This is a genomic window from Bradyrhizobium sp. NP1, from assembly GCF_030378205.1.
Classification (GTDB): Bacteria; Pseudomonadota; Alphaproteobacteria; order Rhizobiales; family Xanthobacteraceae; genus Bradyrhizobium.
In genome coordinates, this window is the sequence record NZ_CP127385.1 from 5302958 (window position 1) to 5318765 (window position 15808).

The window sequence follows — 15808 nt, forward strand, 5'->3', positions numbered from 1 at the left end:
GGGCATGACGACGTATAGGAAAGAACTGCCCATGAACGCGCCCTTCAAGCCGACCGACGAGCCCGCCGCCACCTTCGTGCGCCGCCACATCGGCCCCTCACCGCGCGACATCACCGCGATGCTGGAGACGGTCGGCGCGAAAAGCATGGATGCGCTGATGGCCGAGACGCTGCCGGCCTCGATCCGGCAGAAGGCGCCGCTCGCGCTTGGGCCGGGCCTGAGCGAGACCGAGGCGCTCGCCCACATGAAGGAGCTCGCCGCGCAGAACCAGGTTTTCACCTCGCTGATCGGCCAGGGCTATTCCGGCACCATCCTGCCCACGGTGATCCAGCGCAACGTCCTGGAGAACCCGGCCTGGTACACGGCCTATACGCCCTACCAGCCCGAGATCAGCCAGGGACGGCTGGAGGCGCTGTTCAATTTCCAGACCATGATCTGCGACTTAACCGGGCTCGACGTTGCCAACGCCTCGCTGCTCGACGAGGCGACCGCGGCCGCGGAAGCCATGGCGCTCGCCGAGCGCGCGGCGCAGGCGAAAAGCAAGGCCTTTTTCGTCGATGCGGAGGTGCATCCACAAACGCTGGCGGTGCTGCGCACCCGCGCCGAGCCGCTCGGCTGGACGCTTGTGGTCGGCGATCCCCTTGAGGATCTCGACAAGGCCGATGTGTTCGGCGCCATCCTGCAATATCCGGCAAGCTCGGGGAGCTTGCGCGACCTCAAGCCCGCGATCGCGATGCTGCACGGCAAGGGCGCGCTCGCGATCCTCGCCGCCGATCTTCTGGCGCTGACGCTGATCGCCTCGCCCGGCGAACTCGGCGCCGACATCGCCATCGGATCGGCACAGCGCTTCGGCGTGCCGATGGGCTATGGCGGCCCGCACGCCGCCTACATGGCGGCGCGCGATGCGCTGAAGCGGTCGCTGCCCGGCCGCATCGTCGGGCTGTCAGTGGATTCGCGCGGGCAACCCGCCTATCGCCTCGCGCTGCAGACCCGCGAGCAGCACATCCGTCGTGAAAAGGCGACCTCCAACATCTGCACCGCGCAGGTGCTGCTCGCGGTGATCGCGTCGATGTATGCGGTCTATCATGGTCCCGAAGGCCTCAGCTACATCGCGCGCGCCGTGCATCGGCGCACGTCCGCGCTGGTGGCCGGCCTGCGCAAGCTCGGCTTTGCGCCGATGAGCGACGCCTTCTTCGACACCGTGACGGTCGACGTTGGCGACAAGCGTGACGCGATCGTCGCCCGCGCCGCCGCCGAGAAGATCAATTTCGGGCTTGGCGCACGCACCCTGCGCATCGCGCTCGACGAGACCACGACGCCGGCGACCGTTGAAGCGGTGTGGCGCGCCTTCGGCGGCAAGTTTTCCTATGCCGAGATTGAGGCCGGCGCGCGCGAGGCGCTGCCCGTGGACCTGAAGCGTACCACGCGCTTTCTGACCCATCCGGTGTTCCACGCCCACCGCTCGGAGACCGAGATGCTGCGCTACATGCGCAAGCTCAGTGATCGCGACCTCGCGCTCGATCGCGCCATGATCCCGCTCGGCTCCTGCACCATGAAGCTGAACGCGACCACCGAGATGATGCCGTTGACCTGGGAGGAATTCGGCAACCTGCATCCGTTCGCGCCGCGCGCGCAGGCAAAAGGCTACCACGCGCTGTTTGCGCGACTGGAAAAATGGCTGTGCGACATCACCGGCTATGACGCGGTATCGCTGCAGCCGAATTCCGGTGCGCAGGGCGAATATGCCGGATTGCTCGCGATCCGCGGCTATCATACGGCCCGTGGCGAAGGGCATCGCAAGGTTTGCCTGATCCCGTCCTCCGCGCATGGCACCAATCCGGCGTCCGCCAGCATGGTCGGCATGGAGGTCGTGGTGGTCGCCTGCGACAAAGGCGGCAATGTCGACGTCGCCGATCTCCGCGCCAAGGCCGAGCAGCACGCAAACGACCTCGCAGCGGTCATGATCACCTATCCTTCCACGCATGGCGTGTTCGAGGAGGAGATCAGCGAGATCTGCGCGATCGTGCATCGCCATGGCGGCCAGGTCTATCTCGACGGCGCCAACCTCAACGCCCAAGTCGGCCTTGCCCGGCCCGGCGACTACGGCGCCGACGTCAGCCATCTCAACCTGCACAAGACCTTCTGCATTCCGCACGGCGGCGGCGGCCCCGGCATGGGCCCGATCGGGGTGAAGGCGCACCTTGCGCCCTATCTGCCCGGTCATCCCTCAACCGACGACGGCACGGCCCACGCGGTGGGGCCGGTCTCGGCCGCGCCGTTCGGCTCCGCCTCGATCCTGACCATCTCCTACATCTACATCCTGATGATGGGCAGTGAAGGTTTGAAGCGCGCCACGGAAGCTGCGATCCTCAACGCCAATTACGTGGCGGCGCGGCTGGATGCGCATTTCCCGGTGCTCTACCGCAACGCGCGCGGCCGCGTCGCGCATGAATGCATCGTCGATCCCCGGCCCTTGAAGCAGACCAGCGGCGTCACCGTCGACGATATCGCCAAGCGCCTGATCGACTATGGCTTCCATGCGCCGACCATGAGCTTTCCGGTGCCGGGCACGCTGATGATCGAGCCGACCGAATCGGAATCCAAGGCCGAGCTGGATCGCTTCTGCGATGCCATGATCGCGATCCGCAGGGAGGTCGCGGACGTCGAGAGCGGCCGCTTCACGATCGAGGCCTCGCCGCTGCGTCATGCGCCGCATACCGTGCACGACATCGCCGACGATGGCTGGAATCGCGCCTATGGCCGCGCCGAGGGCTGCTTCCCCGACGGCGTCTCGCGATCAGACAAATACTGGTGCCCGGTCGGCCGCGTCGACAATGTCTATGGCGACCGCAACCTGGTGTGCTCCTGCCCGCCGGTCGCGGATTACGCGCAAGCGGCGGAGTGACGCGATAAAGCGTCATCCCCGGAGTGACGTGATAGAGCGTCATCCCCCCGGGTGACGCGATAAAACGTCATCCCCCGGGTGACGTGATAAAGGCGTCATCCCGCGGCGCGCGCATCAGCGCGAACCCGGGATCTCCGAGATTCCGGGATTGGTCCTTCGGATCTTTCGGGACCACGGCTTCGCCGTCGCGCTCCCGCGGGCCCTCGCCGGCGGCCCTAAAGCGCGATGAGATCAGGTTGAATCGTCATCGCGCTTTAGGTTCTTGATTGAGCATGATCTCCGCGCAAACGCGTTCCGCGTTTGTCGCGAGGGAAAACCGCTACACACTTTTCCGGATCATGCCCTCGCGGTCGAAGCCCAAAACGAAACGGGCGCCAAAGACGTCGGCAACTCAACGTCCTCGGCGCCCGCGCGGGGATTGCCCCCGATTCAAAGTGACGCTTATTCCTCCGCCGGCTCCTCGCCTTCGGTCTCCTCGCGCTCGGCAGTACCGGCAAGGATCTGCTCGGCGATCAGGCCGGAGTTCTGGCGGATCGCGGTCTCGATCTTGGTGGTGATGTCGGGGTTGGATTTGAGGAACGCCTTGGAGTTCTCGCGGCCCTGGCCCAGCCGCTGGCTGTCATAGGAGAACCAGGCGCCGGACTTTTCCACGATGCCCGCCTTGACGCCGAGATCGAGGATCTCGCCCATCTTGGAGACGCCCTCGCCATACATGATGTCGAACTCGACCTGCTTGAACGGGGGCGCCAGCTTGTTCTTCACCACCTTGACGCGCGTGGTATTGCCGACCACCTCGTCGCGCTCCTTGATCGCGCCGATGCGGCGGATGTCGAGGCGGACGGAGGCGTAGAACTTCAGCGCGTTGCCGCCGGTCGTGGTCTCCGGCGAGCCGTACATCACGCCGATCTTCATGCGGATCTGATTGATGAAGATCACCATGGTGTTGGACTTGTTGATGGAGGCGGTGAGCTTGCGCAGCGCCTGGCTCATCAGGCGGGCCTGCAGGCCCGGCAGCGACTCGCCCATCTCGCCCTCGAGCTCGGCCTTCGGCACGAGGGCCGCGACCGAATCGACCACCAGCACGTCGACCGCCCCGGAGCGCACCAGCGTGTCGCAGATTTCCAGCGCCTGCTCGCCGGTATCGGGCTGCGAGATCAGGAGCTCGTCGATGTTGACGCCGAGTTTGCGGGCATAGACCGGATCGAGCGCGTGCTCGGCGTCGATGAAGGCGCAGATGCCGCCCCTCTTCTGGGCCTCGGCCACCGTGTGCAGCGCCAGAGTGGTCTTGCCCGACGATTCCGGCCCGTAGATCTCCACGATCCGCCCCTTGGGCAGGCCGCCGACGCCGAGCGCGATGTCGAGCCCCAGCGAGCCGGAGGAGATCGTCTCGATGTCCATGGAGCGATCGTTCTTGCCGAGCTTCATCACCGAGCCCTTGCCGAACTGACGCTCGATCTGGGAAAGCGCGGCGGACAGGGCTTTGGTCTTGTCCATGGAAGATCCTTCAACGATACGCAGTGCGGGGACGGACATCGGGCTGGCTCCTTATGACGGGGATTCGCGGGCGGGACAAACGGACTTGGCGAGGCGCTCTCAAGTTGAGGCAATGTACCCCATTTGTTCTCAGTTCGCAATATGTTCTTTTTGCGAATTCCCCTCTGCGGGTATCGGAATCGAAAGGGGCCGCCCTTCAGCGACCCCTTGCCGGTTAAAATTATTGCGGAATGAAAAGCCTGCCCCCGGCAAGACCAACTTAGAGTTTTCCACAGGCTTTGAAATCCCGAAAACTACTGTTCGTAGCACTGTCCTAATTTGCCGTTGCGGGTGTCCTAACTAGGACAGCACCGCGATTGTGGGTGCTGGCCGTATTTGACCCCGGTGTCCTGGTTTGAATCTGCTAGTGTCCTCATTTGTCTCGGCCATGGCGGAGAGCGGCCATGCGGGCACTTGAGGTATTTGCGATCTACGTGGTGCCATTTCTGCTGCTGGGCTTGGCCATCAAGCTCATAATGAAGCGGTACGCGGTCGATCTAACTGATATTCAAAAGCAGGCTGGCCCTAACCGCAAAGCGCGGAGGGTGTTCCTCTTGGGCGGCTGGCGCAAAGAAGAGTAAGGCCGCCTCAGTTGGCGGCCTCTTTCATTTTGCAGGCACCTGCAATTCTCCTTATCGACGTCGACTAGATCAAAGCTCCCTTCTAGGAGTTGCAGCCACAAGCTTTTGTGCTGGCCGTATTTGACCCACCCCTGAGTTGATCTTGGGAGTGTCCTAATCTGTCTCCGGCGGCGGCTTTGAAACTATGTCAAGGTCTCCCAAAGTGCCCTTCCATCCGCACTTCGGACACTGGATCGGTGCGCTCGACTCTTCGCCAGAATCGAAGCCGCAGACGGGACAGACAAAGCGCACCTTGAGACGCTTAACGATCTTTTCCCAAGCCATCTAAATTCACCCAGGGGCCGTGCCCCAAATCGCCCTGTCAACGAACGCGCATTTGCTGCCATTATGTCCGCGCTTGAAATGAGCGCCGTGGAGGAATGGACATGAAGATTTTTGTCGTAGCATTGGTATTTTTGAGTTCTGTGGCTCTGACGACAGCGGCATCGGCAGATAAAATGAACGGCAAGGGCAATTGCTCGGGAGGGGTCTGCACTACCACCACCAGCCAGGGGATGAGGTGTCCGACGGGAACATGCTCGAGGGCCGGAACGCCGTTTGCTCAAGACGTCAAATATTGCGCCGCCGCGAACTGCAAGGGCGCCAAATAGGGCGATCAAACAAGTTGCAAACAATGAAGAGGCCGCCCCGGTTGGCGGCCTCTGCCGTCTCGGCGAACTGTCGGCGTCGGCAATGGCGTCGTGAAGATGAGCACTCCACCGGGGCAATTACCGATGCGCCGGATCCATACATGCCTGCCAGTTCGGCGAATACTCCATCGCCGTCACTGCCGGAGGAGCAGTTGCGAATGTCCGGACACCACGACCGCTGCGCTTCGCGCGCGTCCCTTGAAAAAGGCCGCTGAGTGATCAGCGGCCTCCGGGTGAAAATGTGTTCGGAATGAAATCCCCCTACTCCCGGTAATCGATAGCTAAATGGAAATCGCGGCTCTTGGGGAGTCGAAACTGTTGTTCCGATCTGCGGAACAAGTCGGACGTTGCCGCAACGCAACAGCAGCGACGGCCCCTCCTCAGCGCCTCCGCATGCTCAGGACACCCTGCCGACACTGCGACCACACCCAGAAGTGAGCGGGCTGTGTTCACGCGTGAACAATGCAGCCGCGCAGAACAGGCTAGCATGGTGCTGCTCCCGGGATGTCCTCCTCTTCACCCGCGAGCCATTGCCCAAGCGGTCCCGGCGCCAACGCGTCGGGGCCGTTTTGCTTGGAGCTGATGAAGTACAGGCGCAAAGGCCCTGCGCGATCCCTGTGCATGGGTGCCGGCAGCGGATGCTGCGGCGCGCTTTGACCCCGCACTGCGGGATAGGCGTTTTCCGGAATGCCTTGTCTGAGAACCCGGCAGTTCTTCGTGGAAAACACGGCTTCGTTGCATCATCGGCTGTGGTCGCTGCACCACCGACACGGCAAGGTGCTGCGACAAAGCGGCATCTGGATCCAGCCTGTAAGCCTTCTGTCAGGATTGCGCCTTAGCGTGTCGCAGCGAATCACAGGAATGCCACGGCCCAGGCGCCATGGAAGAGCAGCGCATCGCCCCTCGTCATCGCGTTCTCAAGGCCGGGACCGTCGAGTTCGGCGGTGACGCCCTTCCCTGCACCGTGAGAAACCTGTCGGCGACCGGCGCCGCCCTCGAGATCAACTCGCCGCTGTGGTTTCCCGATCGCTTCGTGCTGGCGATCGCCAGCGAGGGATTGCGCAAGCCCTGCCACATCGTCTGGCGCAAGGAGAAGCGGATCGGCATCGCCTTTGACGAAGCGCCTCGCTGAACCGAGCGCCGCGCAGCCAGCCCCGCGCGAGCGAGCCGTCGGACTAGCGCGATCACGGACCGATCAAAACGCGCCGTCAGCGCGCCTGGCGTCTTGGAATGGTCGTGATGTCGGCGCATAATGCCCGCCATGCGAAAGGGCGACGTCATCTGCGAGGAATGCGGGGCAGGCTTCCGCCGCATCGAGCTCGGTTCGCGGCGCGGCATGCCTGCCGAGTTTCGTTGCCCGCTCTGCAACCATCTGCTCGAGAAGCATGACGGCTCGACCGAGGTTGCCTATCGGCTGACGGTTGCGCCGGAAAAGATATTCGAATAGCGCGCGTGCCGGAAATCGGCGAGTGGATGCCAGGCGGTCGCGCGCTCGCGCCAAAAATTCTCCGATCGTGCCTCTCTTTGGAATGGACGAGACCATGTCGCAGGATCATGCTCACGCGATGGGACAGGATCACTTGATGGGCGTCTGCCCGCATTGCGGGCGCAAGCTGGCGCGCGCGCCGCTGCCTTCGGCTGCGGGCGTCGTGGTCATGCAGTGCGCCGTCTGCGATCCGTTCGATCCGCTGAAATCCGATCACGTGACTGGCTGGTTGAAGGGTGAGCTCGGCCGCGCCCGCGAAACGGCCGCCCCGCCCAAATAGCCGGCCATCAACAACGCGCGATCGGCACGCCGCTTCAGCGCGGCGCCGCGGTCGCCTTGCCGGAATCCGCGTCGGCGCGCGCGAAGGGCTGCCGCAGCTCCTTTGCACTGAGGAAGCGTGCGCCGACCAATTCACCGCGCCGCCACACCAGCGCACATACCCTGATGACTTCGCCGCCGGCCGTGAACGCCACGCCGAAAATCTTCGCTACCGGCAGCGAGCCGACGTCGAGGCATACGCCATCGTGCGAGACGTCGAGAATCAAGCACTCGATCCATGGCGCGTCCGGCGCCGGAATCAGGAATCCCGGCTTGCAGATCTCGATCCGCATATGCTTGCGATCGCCCAGGTCTTTGCGGTGTCTGGCCATCGATGTCCCGCGAGGCCGGCGAGCCTGAACGCAGATATTTCAGCACCCCTTAGCGGAAAACCTCAATGTTTATCGGGTTCCTGGGCTGGAGCCAGCGCGCGGGTGGCGCCTAGTCGGCGCTCGGCAGGCGGCGCATGGTGAACTCGATCTTGCCGCCGGGCAGTTCACGCCAGCTTTCGACCGCGCTCATGTAGCCGGCCTTGGGATAGCGGGTCAGGAAATCGCGGGCCTTCTGGCGCGCTGTCTCGCGCGGCAGGGTGAAGGTCTCGCGCACAAAGCCGTCATGCGGCGTGCGCGCCGCCTTCCGCGCAGCGGCCATCCGGTCGGCAAGATCGCGCGGACGCGATGGCATGTCGCAACTCCGGTACTCACAACGACACGCCCAATATGGGCATGGCGGTAACGGAATCCGAGTCCCGCGAGCCTTGCCTGCCCAGGCCGCTCAGTTGGCGTTGCTGCCGGCCTTCTTCGGCTTGGCCGAGGCGGTGGCCTTGGCAGGCGGCGTCTTGGCGCTGTCCGGTCCGCGCACGCCGCCCCATGGATCCGAGGACACCTTGGCATCCGGAATCTTCTTCAATGTTTCCTTGTAGGCCTTGTCCCGCGCCTCCTCGGCGTCCTTCTCGTCCTGGGTCTTGCTGGGGCCGTCCGCCAGCAGGTTGATGTTCGGCAATTGCTGCGCGCGGGCCGGCGCGGTGGCGGCCGCAAGCCCGCCCAGCAACAGGCCCGCCAGGAACGCGGTTAACCCCGCCACGCGCACAACTCTCATGGGATGCTCCCTCGACTTCGTTTGCGGAATCATATCATCGCCCGCCGCCGCGGCCCAAGCGCCCAAGGCGTCGCATGGCGGGGATGCACCTATAACTGGTCCGATTTGCAGGATTTGGGACCGTGAACCCAGTCGTCCCAGATCGGACCGCATTTGGTGCAGCCGCCAAGCGCAAGGCCCAGCGCGATGAAGCTGACGACAAGGACAGACCGGCGAAACATGATACTACCCACCCGATACGCATTCTAAGGCGGCAAGCTGGGCATTTTCAAGCCGGCGGCATCCGTTCACAATGCCGCTGCGACCGATCGACGAGAAGGAAATTTCGCTGATGCAACAACAGAATGCCGCCGATTTCGGCATCGCGGACGCAAAACGCGTGATGGGCGAGGTGTTTGCGCCCTGGGTGCAGGACCTCAGCCTCATCCTCGAGCGGTTTGACTGCGACGGGCCGGTCGATGCGGCAGCCGACTGGCAGCCGGGCGCCATCCTGCGCCTGCCATTCTCCGAGCGGCTCTGCCGCAATGGCGGCATGGTCTGCGGCCAAGCGCTGATGGCGTTTGCCGATACCGCGATGGTGGTTGCCAACCTCGCTTCCAACCGCGGCTATCGGCCGATGACCACGGTCGACCAGACCACGCATTTCATGCGCGCGGTGACGTCCTCGGACGTGCTGGCGGATGCGCGCGTGGTGCGCCGCGGCCGCACCATGAGCTTCGGCCGCGTCACGCTGTTATCGGCGCAGGACAACAAGCCGGTGGCCATGGTCTCGAGCGCTTTCGCCATGCTGTAGCGGAGGCCGCTGCGCGTCGATCCGCCTCACAGCCCGCGGTGATCCCGCCCCGCCGCTCGTTCATTTTTCTTCATTTTGTTTTCTTGGGATCGGCCGGACGCGCGGCGCCCCAGGGGTCATACTTCTCCTTGGGCTCCGGAATCTTGTCCAGCGCGGCCTTGTACGCCTTCTCGTCGACCTGCGGCTTTTTCTGCTCGGATTTGCCGTCGTCGTCACGGTGGCGCTTGCCGCCGCCCATTTGCGCCTGCGCCGGCACCGCCATCAGTGCGAGCGCGGTGGCCGCGACCACAACACGCTTCATGCCTGTCCTCCCCTGTCCCGCCTGGCCCCGACTCTAGTGTCCCGAATCCGAAGTTCGCATCATTTTGCGGCGAGCTCTCTTGCGAACCTCGGATTCGAAAGGACACTAGCAAGCTTGTGATTCTAGTGTGGTTTTGGTTCGAAGTTCTCTTGAACTCGCAGCACGGATGAAGAGAACTTCCGAACCACCACACTAGCCGACGCGACCGCGCCGTCATCATTAATTCTTGATAACGAGGGGATGCGCCGAAGCCCCGCAACGTCTATTTGAGGCCCCGGGGGAAACAGGGTCCTGGGGATGCGGGGGAAGATCCCATTGATGGCGTTGCTGTTGGGTAGCGGGCTTGTGCTCGGCGCCTGCGGCTTTGCCGACAGCCGTTCTCCGCTGCCGGAATTCATGCGCGCCAAGGAAGCCGATCCGCCGCCGCCGGAGCTGCCGCCCGACGTCAAGCAGATCGTCCGCCACGAGTTGGCCTCGTTCTTCACCACCAACCCCAACCCAGCGCAGGTCCAGGTATCGGAGCCGCACCGCGACGTACGCGGCCAGGGCTGGACCGCCTGCGTGCGGGCGCTGCAGCTGGTGTCCGCGACGGGAGCGCCGTTAACCGCACAGATCTATCGCATCGTCATCAGCGGCGGATTGATCGTCGACCGCCGACGCATCGACGCCGATGACAACTGCGTTTCCGAGACCTATGAGCCGATCTAGCGGTCCGATTCCAACATTGGCATCGCCTCACGGCAGGCTCTTTTGCGAATGTTAGAATCAAAGAACCACTCGTGTCCCGATTCCGAAGTTCGCATCATTCTGCGGCAGGCTCGTTTGCGAACTTCGGAATCGAAGGACACGAGCAACTTATTGATCTAGTGTGGCTTTGGTTCAGAAGTCCGCATGACGAACTCGCGGGCCAAATGATGCGGACTTCTGAACCGCCACACTCGAAAATTATTGTTCTAGTGGAGCTTTGGATTTGACGTTCGCATCCAGGAAGTGGTGCGCGCCGCACGCATGCTGAACGGCCCGTTAACACTACCGTTCAAATTGCGGCGCTCCGCCAACGGGATTTTCCAACCTTTCGGCTAGCTTCTCCCGCGTACAGAGCGGGGAAACGTGGACGTGGTCGATCTCGCCGAAGGAGCGATGCTTGGTCGCGCATCCGGACAGGATGGCGCGGCGACGGACGCGCACGCGCTCGTCCCGCTCACTTGCCTGCCGCCCGCCGCGTGGCAGGCGCTCTGCGCCCGAGCCATCGAGCCGAACGGCTACTATTTGCCCGGCTGGGAGTTGGCGGTGAACGCCTCGGCGAGCGGCCGCACGGACGCGCTGGCGCTTGCCGCGCGCCGCGAAACAAAGCTGATCGGCCTTTTGCCGGTGGTGCAGCTGCGGCGCGCCTGGAAGATTCCCCTGCCCGCGCTCGTCAGCGCGCATCCCTACGGCACCCTCTGCACGCCACCGCTCGACCGCGACATGGCGGATGAGGCGGCGGGCCAGCTCCTGCAAAATGCCCGCGCATCCGGCGCGCGCGCCCTCATCCTGCGCGACATGTCGCTCGCTGGCGCCGCCATGCAGGCGATCGGCGCTCAGCTCGCACGCGATGGGTTGCGCCCACGCGTGCTGCAATCCTGCCTGCGCGCGTGCCTTGACGCCACGCGCGATGCCGAAGCCCTGCTGCAGGATGCGCTGGGCGCCAAGAAGCTCAAGGAACTGCGCCGCCAGCGCCGCCGGCTCGGCGAGCACGGCACCGTCACCTTCGACGTCGCGCGATCGTCCGACGACGTCGCAGCCGCGCTGGACGTCTTCCTTGCGCTCGAGACGAGCGGCTGGAAAGGCACGCGCGGCACGGCGCTGGCGCAGGACCAGGGCGACGCGACGTTTATCCGTCGCGCGACGCGCGCGCTCGCGGAAACCGGTCAGTGCGAAATCGTCACGCTGCGCACCGGCGAAACGCCGGTCGCGTCCGGCATCGTGCTGCGGCAGCAAAGCCGCGCCTTCTTCTTCAAGATCGGCGTCGACGAGCGCTTTGCGAAATATTCGCCGGGCGTGCAGCTCACCCTCGATCTCACCCGGCATCTCTGCGCCGATTCCACGATCGCTTCCGCCGATTCCACCGCGAGCGCCGACCATCCGATGATCAACCCGATCTGGCGCGGCCGCTTTGCGGTCGGCGATGTGCTGATCCCGCTGCGCCGAAACGATCCGGTGGTCGGCCTTATCCATGGCGCGCTGCTGGCGCGCCGGCACGGGCTCGATCTCGCGCGATCCGGCGCGCGGCTGATCCGTAGCTGGCGCGACCGACGGCCGCACGACGCCGCGCACTGACCGGAGAGGCGGCCTCGAACTATGCCGCCACGCCGGAAAGCGCGGGGTCGGCGGCCAGTATCTGCAGGACTTCCTGGCCCGTGTGATAGACATGGTCGGCCATCAGCCGTCCGGCGGTATCCGCCTGGCGGGCCTCGAGCGCCTCGAGAATGGCGAGATGCTCTTCGATCGACTCCTGCCAGCGCCGGCGCGAGCTCAGCGCAAAAAACCGCGCGCGCTCGGCGCGCGGAAACAGCAGCTCATGAATCTCGAGCAACACCGTGTTCGCCGCCGCAGCCGCGATCGCCGAATGGATCTTCTGGTTGGCCGCGAAATAGCCGTCGAGATCGCCGGCTTGGCCGAACCTCTGGATTTCGTCCTGCAGCCGGCGCAGTTCGCGCAGCCCCGCATCGGTTATCCGCACAGCGGCTGATTCCGCGGCAAGCCGTTCGACATTGCTCATCGTCTCGAACAGGTCGCGGATCGCCTCAATACGAAGCGGCGCGATGCGTGCGCTTCGATTCTGCCGCAGCTCGACCAGCCCCTGCGCTGCGAGCAGCTTCAGCGCCTCACGCAGCGGCGTGCGCGAGACCTGGAGCAGGTCACACAATTCGGTCTCGATGAGCTGGGCTCCAGGCTGCAGCTTGCCCCGAACGATCATGGCCCGCAGCCGCTCGAACGCCCGCTCGTGCAGGTTCGCCCTGATCAACCTGAATTGCGAGGTCGACGTCAGCGGCTTCTGCTTGCGCGGCCGGCCACGTTTGCGCGGCGGGGTTTTCCCGGTCATTTCCAGTCCTCGCCACTCCTCGTCGCTGCGCCCGTTGATGAGGGCGCCAACACCGTATCCCAATTTCGGGGCCGGCACGCAAGGCGCATCAGCACGGGCGCCGGGCCCATCAGACCCGCGAGTTCATCCGGTAGAACGGCTCGTGGCGGCTGGTATCGATGTAGTCGGCGTAGAACTTTCGGATATGGGGCAACAGCGCCGCCGACAGCTGGCGGCGCTCGAGCTCGGCCGCCGTCAGCGGCCGCTGCAGCACATCGTGCAGGCGTCCCAGGATCTCCTTGCGATCGAGCCGGGTGAACTCGCCATCCTGATACAGCACCTCGCCGTCGCACATGGTGAGCTTCACGCCCTCCGTCTTGGCGCGCTGCACGACCGCGTCGATCAGCGGGGTTGCCTGATCGAGATAGGGCCATGCGATCTGATTGAAGTCGATCAGGACGAGATCGGCGGCCTTGCCCACTTCCAGCGTCCCGATGGTCTCCCCGAACGGCGTGGTGCGGGCGCCGCCGATCGTCGCCATGCGGAAGACCTGCGCGGTGGTGGGCACGTCGTCGTCGACCATGCCCGGCGTCCGGTGCGCGCGCAGCACGAGGCGCATTTCCTGCAGCATGTCGCGGTCGTCGTTGATGCCGGCCTCGTCCATGCCGATCGCGGTGTTGATGCCCCTGGCCTCGAAGCGGTTGAGCGGCGCGATGCCCGAGCGCAGCCGGAAGTTCGACGAGCAGTTGTGGCAGATGCAGACGCCGGCCTCCGCCACCCGGTCGATCTCCCGCTCCGACAGCCAGACGCCGTGACCGATCGTCAGCCGCGAATTGACCAGGTCGAAGCGCTCCAGATAGTCCAGCGCAGTCCCCCCGCCGCGCTTTTTCGCATAGGCCTTCTGATAGGCGGTTTCGAGCACGTGCATGTGGATCGGCACGTCGTGCTTGCGCGACAGGTCGGAAAACATCGTCAGCGCCCGGTCCGAGCACCAGTGCAGGTTCGCCGGCGCAAGCTGGATCTTGATCCGCCGCTTGGCGTTGTGCTCGGCGTAGAGCCGCCTGAACTGCTCCATGTTGTCGTCGAGGCTGGTCTTGAAACGGGCGAACCAGTTTCGCATCGACCCCTGCAACTCGCCCGGCAGCGAGGCGATGAGGTCCTGGTCGCTCTGATACACCAGCCGGTTCTGGTCGCGCACGGTGTAGCAGTAGGACGCGCGCATCCCGATATCCTGGTAGGCGCTCAGCACCTGGTTCGACTTGAGCAGCAGCTCGTCGAGGGTGCCCGGAATCCAGCCGTGCAAATGCTGCACCGTGGTCACGCCCGAGGCGATCATCTCGAAAGCCGAGTAGAGCGTGTCGAGGTAGAGATCGAGATCGCGGAACACCATTCGCGTGATCCACCACAGCTCGAGCGGCATGTCGCGCGAGCCGAGCTGGACCGGGGTCAGGCCGACATGATGGTGGGCGTTGACGAAGCCGGGCAGCATGATCTCGTTGCCGCTGCCGATCACCGGCAGATCGGGATAGCGCTTCCTGATCTCGTCGAAGCGACCGATGGCGACGATGACGCCGTGCTCCTGCACCAGCGCGCCGTCGGCGATTTCCTCGACGGTGTGCCGGTCGATCGCGCGGGTGATCATGGCTCGGCTGCGTACGATGGAGCTCATGCCGACTGCCTCCGTGTTGGAAATCCCGGTCACGCCGCCCGTGTCCCCCGCTGCGAAAGCGTGACCACGGCGCCCAGGAACAGCACCGCCGCCACCAGCCACAGGCCGACCGTGACTTGGCCCGTCGCATCCTTGATCGCGCCCATCAGGAACGGGGCGGCAAAGCCCGCGAGGTTGCCGACCGAATTGATGAAGGCGAGGCCTGCGGCCGCAGCCGTACCGATCAGGATCTTGTTCGGCAACTGCCAGAACACCGGGATCGAGCACAGGATGCCGGGAAGCGCGACGCAAAGCGCGAGGATCGCGAATTGCGAGCCGAGGATCGCAGGCACGCCGAGCACGGCGCATCCGATGCTGCCTGCCAGCACGCCGAACCCGCAATGCAGCCGAGGCTGCTTCGTCCGGTCGGCGAAGAAGCCGTTCAGGATCACCGCGGTGATGCCGATCACGAAGATCCCGGAGATGATGGCGCCGATCGTCGAGGCGCTGGCGATGCCGAGATCCCTCAGGATGGAGGGCGCCCAGAACACCAGCGCCGATTGCCCCATGATGATGCAGAAATAGATCAAGACGAAGGTCCAGACCTGCATCGACGCGAGCGCCTTGCCGAAGGAATGCTCGCGCGCGCCGACCTGCTCATCGTCGCGCTTGAGGTCCGTGACCAGAAGCTCGCGTTCCTGATCGGTCAGCCAGCGCGCCTGGTGCGGCTTGTCGGAAAGCAGCCAGGCCAGGACGATGCCGAGCAGCACCGACGGAACGCCTTCCAGCAGGAATACCCACTGCCAGCCGCCCCACCCGTTGAGCCCGTCCATCCGGTCCATGATGAGGCCGGCCAAGGGTCCGCCGAGGATGCCGGAGGCCGACGACCCGCAGCCGATCAATGCCAGCGCCTTGGCGCTCCGCGTCGTCGGGAACCAGTAGGTGAGATAAAGAACGAGGCCGGGCCACAGTCCCGCCTCGCAGGCGCCGAGGATGAAGCGCAGCACGTAGAACGCGGCAGGCGTCGTCACGAACATCAACGCGATGCTGGAGAGCCCCCAGCCGATCGCGATGCGCGACAGCGTCAGGCGCGCGCCGAACCGTTGCAGGACCAGGTTGCTCGGGATCTCGAAGATGACGTAACCGATGAAGAAGATGCCGGCGCCCAGCCCATAGATCGTCTCGGAAAAGCCGAGGCTGGCGTTCATCTGCAGCTTGGTGAAGCCGACATTGACCCGGTCGATCCAGGCCATCAGGAACAGCACGAACAGCAGCGGCACGATGCGCAGCAGCACTTTCCTGTAGATCGCGTCCAGCTTCGCGCTCTGCTCGGTCTCGGCCGCAGCAGCGCCAGTCAGCGCCGCATTTCCCAGCGTGTTGAGCGAACTCATC

General features: G+C 64.5%; 16 protein-coding genes. 8 read left to right on the forward strand and 8 right to left on the reverse strand.

The annotated features are described in order from the left end of the window. Window positions 1-31: 31 nt before the first annotated feature. On the forward strand, window positions 32-2905 hold the full coding sequence (gene gcvP / locus QOU61_RS25760) for an aminomethyl-transferring glycine dehydrogenase (protein ID WP_289654005.1): 2874 nt from the start codon (window positions 32-34) through the stop codon (window positions 2903-2905). A 441-nt stretch (window positions 2906-3346) separates the two neighbouring features. Here the strand turns inward: gcvP and recA are convergent, their stop codons facing one another. Then, complete coding sequence (recA, locus tag QOU61_RS25765) at window positions 3347-4438, reverse strand: recombinase RecA (protein WP_289654006.1); 1092 nt, start codon at window positions 4436-4438, stop codon at window positions 3347-3349. 404 nt (window positions 4439-4842) lie between these two features. Here recA and QOU61_RS25770 point away from each other — a divergent pair, with 404 nt between their 5' ends. From QOU61_RS25770 to QOU61_RS25785, 4 genes are all read left to right on the forward strand, one after another. Then, the gene (locus QOU61_RS25770; protein WP_289654007.1) at window positions 4843-5019 is read left to right on the forward strand and encodes a hypothetical protein; all 177 of its coding nucleotides are present in this window, start codon (window positions 4843-4845) and stop codon (window positions 5017-5019) included. A gap of 1569 nt (window positions 5020-6588) precedes the next feature. Further along, the gene (locus tag QOU61_RS25775; protein ID WP_289654008.1) at window positions 6589-6840 is read left to right on the forward strand and encodes a PilZ domain-containing protein; all 252 of its coding nucleotides are present in this window, start codon (window positions 6589-6591) and stop codon (window positions 6838-6840) included. Between the two features lie 120 nt (window positions 6841-6960). Next, window positions 6961-7155, forward strand: a complete 195-nt coding sequence (locus QOU61_RS25780) for a hypothetical protein (RefSeq protein WP_354142474.1) — start codon at window positions 6961-6963, stop codon at window positions 7153-7155. An 82-nt stretch (window positions 7156-7237) separates the two neighbouring features. Continuing rightward, window positions 7238-7474, forward strand: a complete 237-nt coding sequence (locus QOU61_RS25785) for a hypothetical protein (RefSeq protein ID WP_289654009.1) — start codon at window positions 7238-7240, stop codon at window positions 7472-7474. Between the two features lie 34 nt (window positions 7475-7508). On the opposite strand, the gene QOU61_RS25790 is transcribed toward QOU61_RS25785, so the two are convergent. From QOU61_RS25790 to QOU61_RS25800, 3 genes are all read right to left on the reverse strand, one after another. Next, complete coding sequence (locus QOU61_RS25790; protein ID WP_289654010.1) at window positions 7509-7844, reverse strand: hypothetical protein; 336 nt, start codon at window positions 7842-7844, stop codon at window positions 7509-7511. A gap of 109 nt (window positions 7845-7953) precedes the next feature. Further along, window positions 7954-8196 (reverse strand): hypothetical protein, encoded by a 243-nt coding sequence (locus tag QOU61_RS25795; protein WP_289654011.1) that lies wholly within the window; start codon window positions 8194-8196, stop codon window positions 7954-7956. Window positions 8197-8286: 90 nt separating this feature from the next. After that, window positions 8287-8610 carry a hypothetical protein gene (locus QOU61_RS25800; protein WP_289654013.1) on the reverse strand — a complete coding sequence of 108 codons (324 nt, stop codon included), beginning with the start codon at window positions 8608-8610 and terminating at the stop codon, window positions 8287-8289. Between the two features lie 331 nt (window positions 8611-8941). On the opposite strand from QOU61_RS25800, the gene QOU61_RS25805 reads away from it, so the two are divergent. Beyond that, window positions 8942-9403, forward strand: coding sequence for a PaaI family thioesterase (locus QOU61_RS25805; protein ID WP_289654014.1), 462 nt, complete (start codon window positions 8942-8944; stop codon window positions 9401-9403). A gap of 70 nt (window positions 9404-9473) precedes the next feature. On the opposite strand, the gene QOU61_RS25810 is transcribed toward QOU61_RS25805, so the two are convergent. Beyond that, window positions 9474-9704, reverse strand: coding sequence for a hypothetical protein (locus tag QOU61_RS25810; protein ID WP_289654015.1), 231 nt, complete (start codon window positions 9702-9704; stop codon window positions 9474-9476). 318 nt (window positions 9705-10022) lie between these two features. Here QOU61_RS25810 and QOU61_RS25815 point away from each other — a divergent pair, with 318 nt between their 5' ends. Beyond that, complete coding sequence (locus tag QOU61_RS25815) at window positions 10023-10412, forward strand: hypothetical protein (protein ID WP_289654016.1); 390 nt, start codon at window positions 10023-10025, stop codon at window positions 10410-10412. A gap of 408 nt (window positions 10413-10820) precedes the next feature. Then, window positions 10821-12023: a GNAT family N-acetyltransferase gene (locus tag QOU61_RS25820; protein ID WP_289654017.1), complete on the forward strand. Its 1203-nt coding sequence runs from the start codon at window positions 10821-10823 to the stop codon at window positions 12021-12023. A 19-nt stretch (window positions 12024-12042) separates the two neighbouring features. On the opposite strand, the gene QOU61_RS25825 is transcribed toward QOU61_RS25820, so the two are convergent. The 3 genes from QOU61_RS25825 to QOU61_RS25835 form a co-directional block, all read right to left on the reverse strand. Beyond that, a complete protein-coding gene (locus tag QOU61_RS25825; protein WP_289654018.1) occupies window positions 12043-12789 on the reverse strand; it encodes a GntR family transcriptional regulator in 747 nt (248 codons plus the stop codon). Between the two features lie 109 nt (window positions 12790-12898). Further along, on the reverse strand, window positions 12899-14437 hold the full coding sequence (locus tag QOU61_RS25830; protein ID WP_289654019.1) for an amidohydrolase family protein: 1539 nt from the start codon (window positions 14435-14437) through the stop codon (window positions 12899-12901). A 29-nt stretch (window positions 14438-14466) separates the two neighbouring features. Continuing rightward, a complete protein-coding gene (locus QOU61_RS25835; protein WP_289654020.1) occupies window positions 14467-15807 on the reverse strand; it encodes an MFS transporter in 1341 nt (446 codons plus the stop codon). Between the last annotated feature and the right edge of the window lies 1 nt (window position 15808).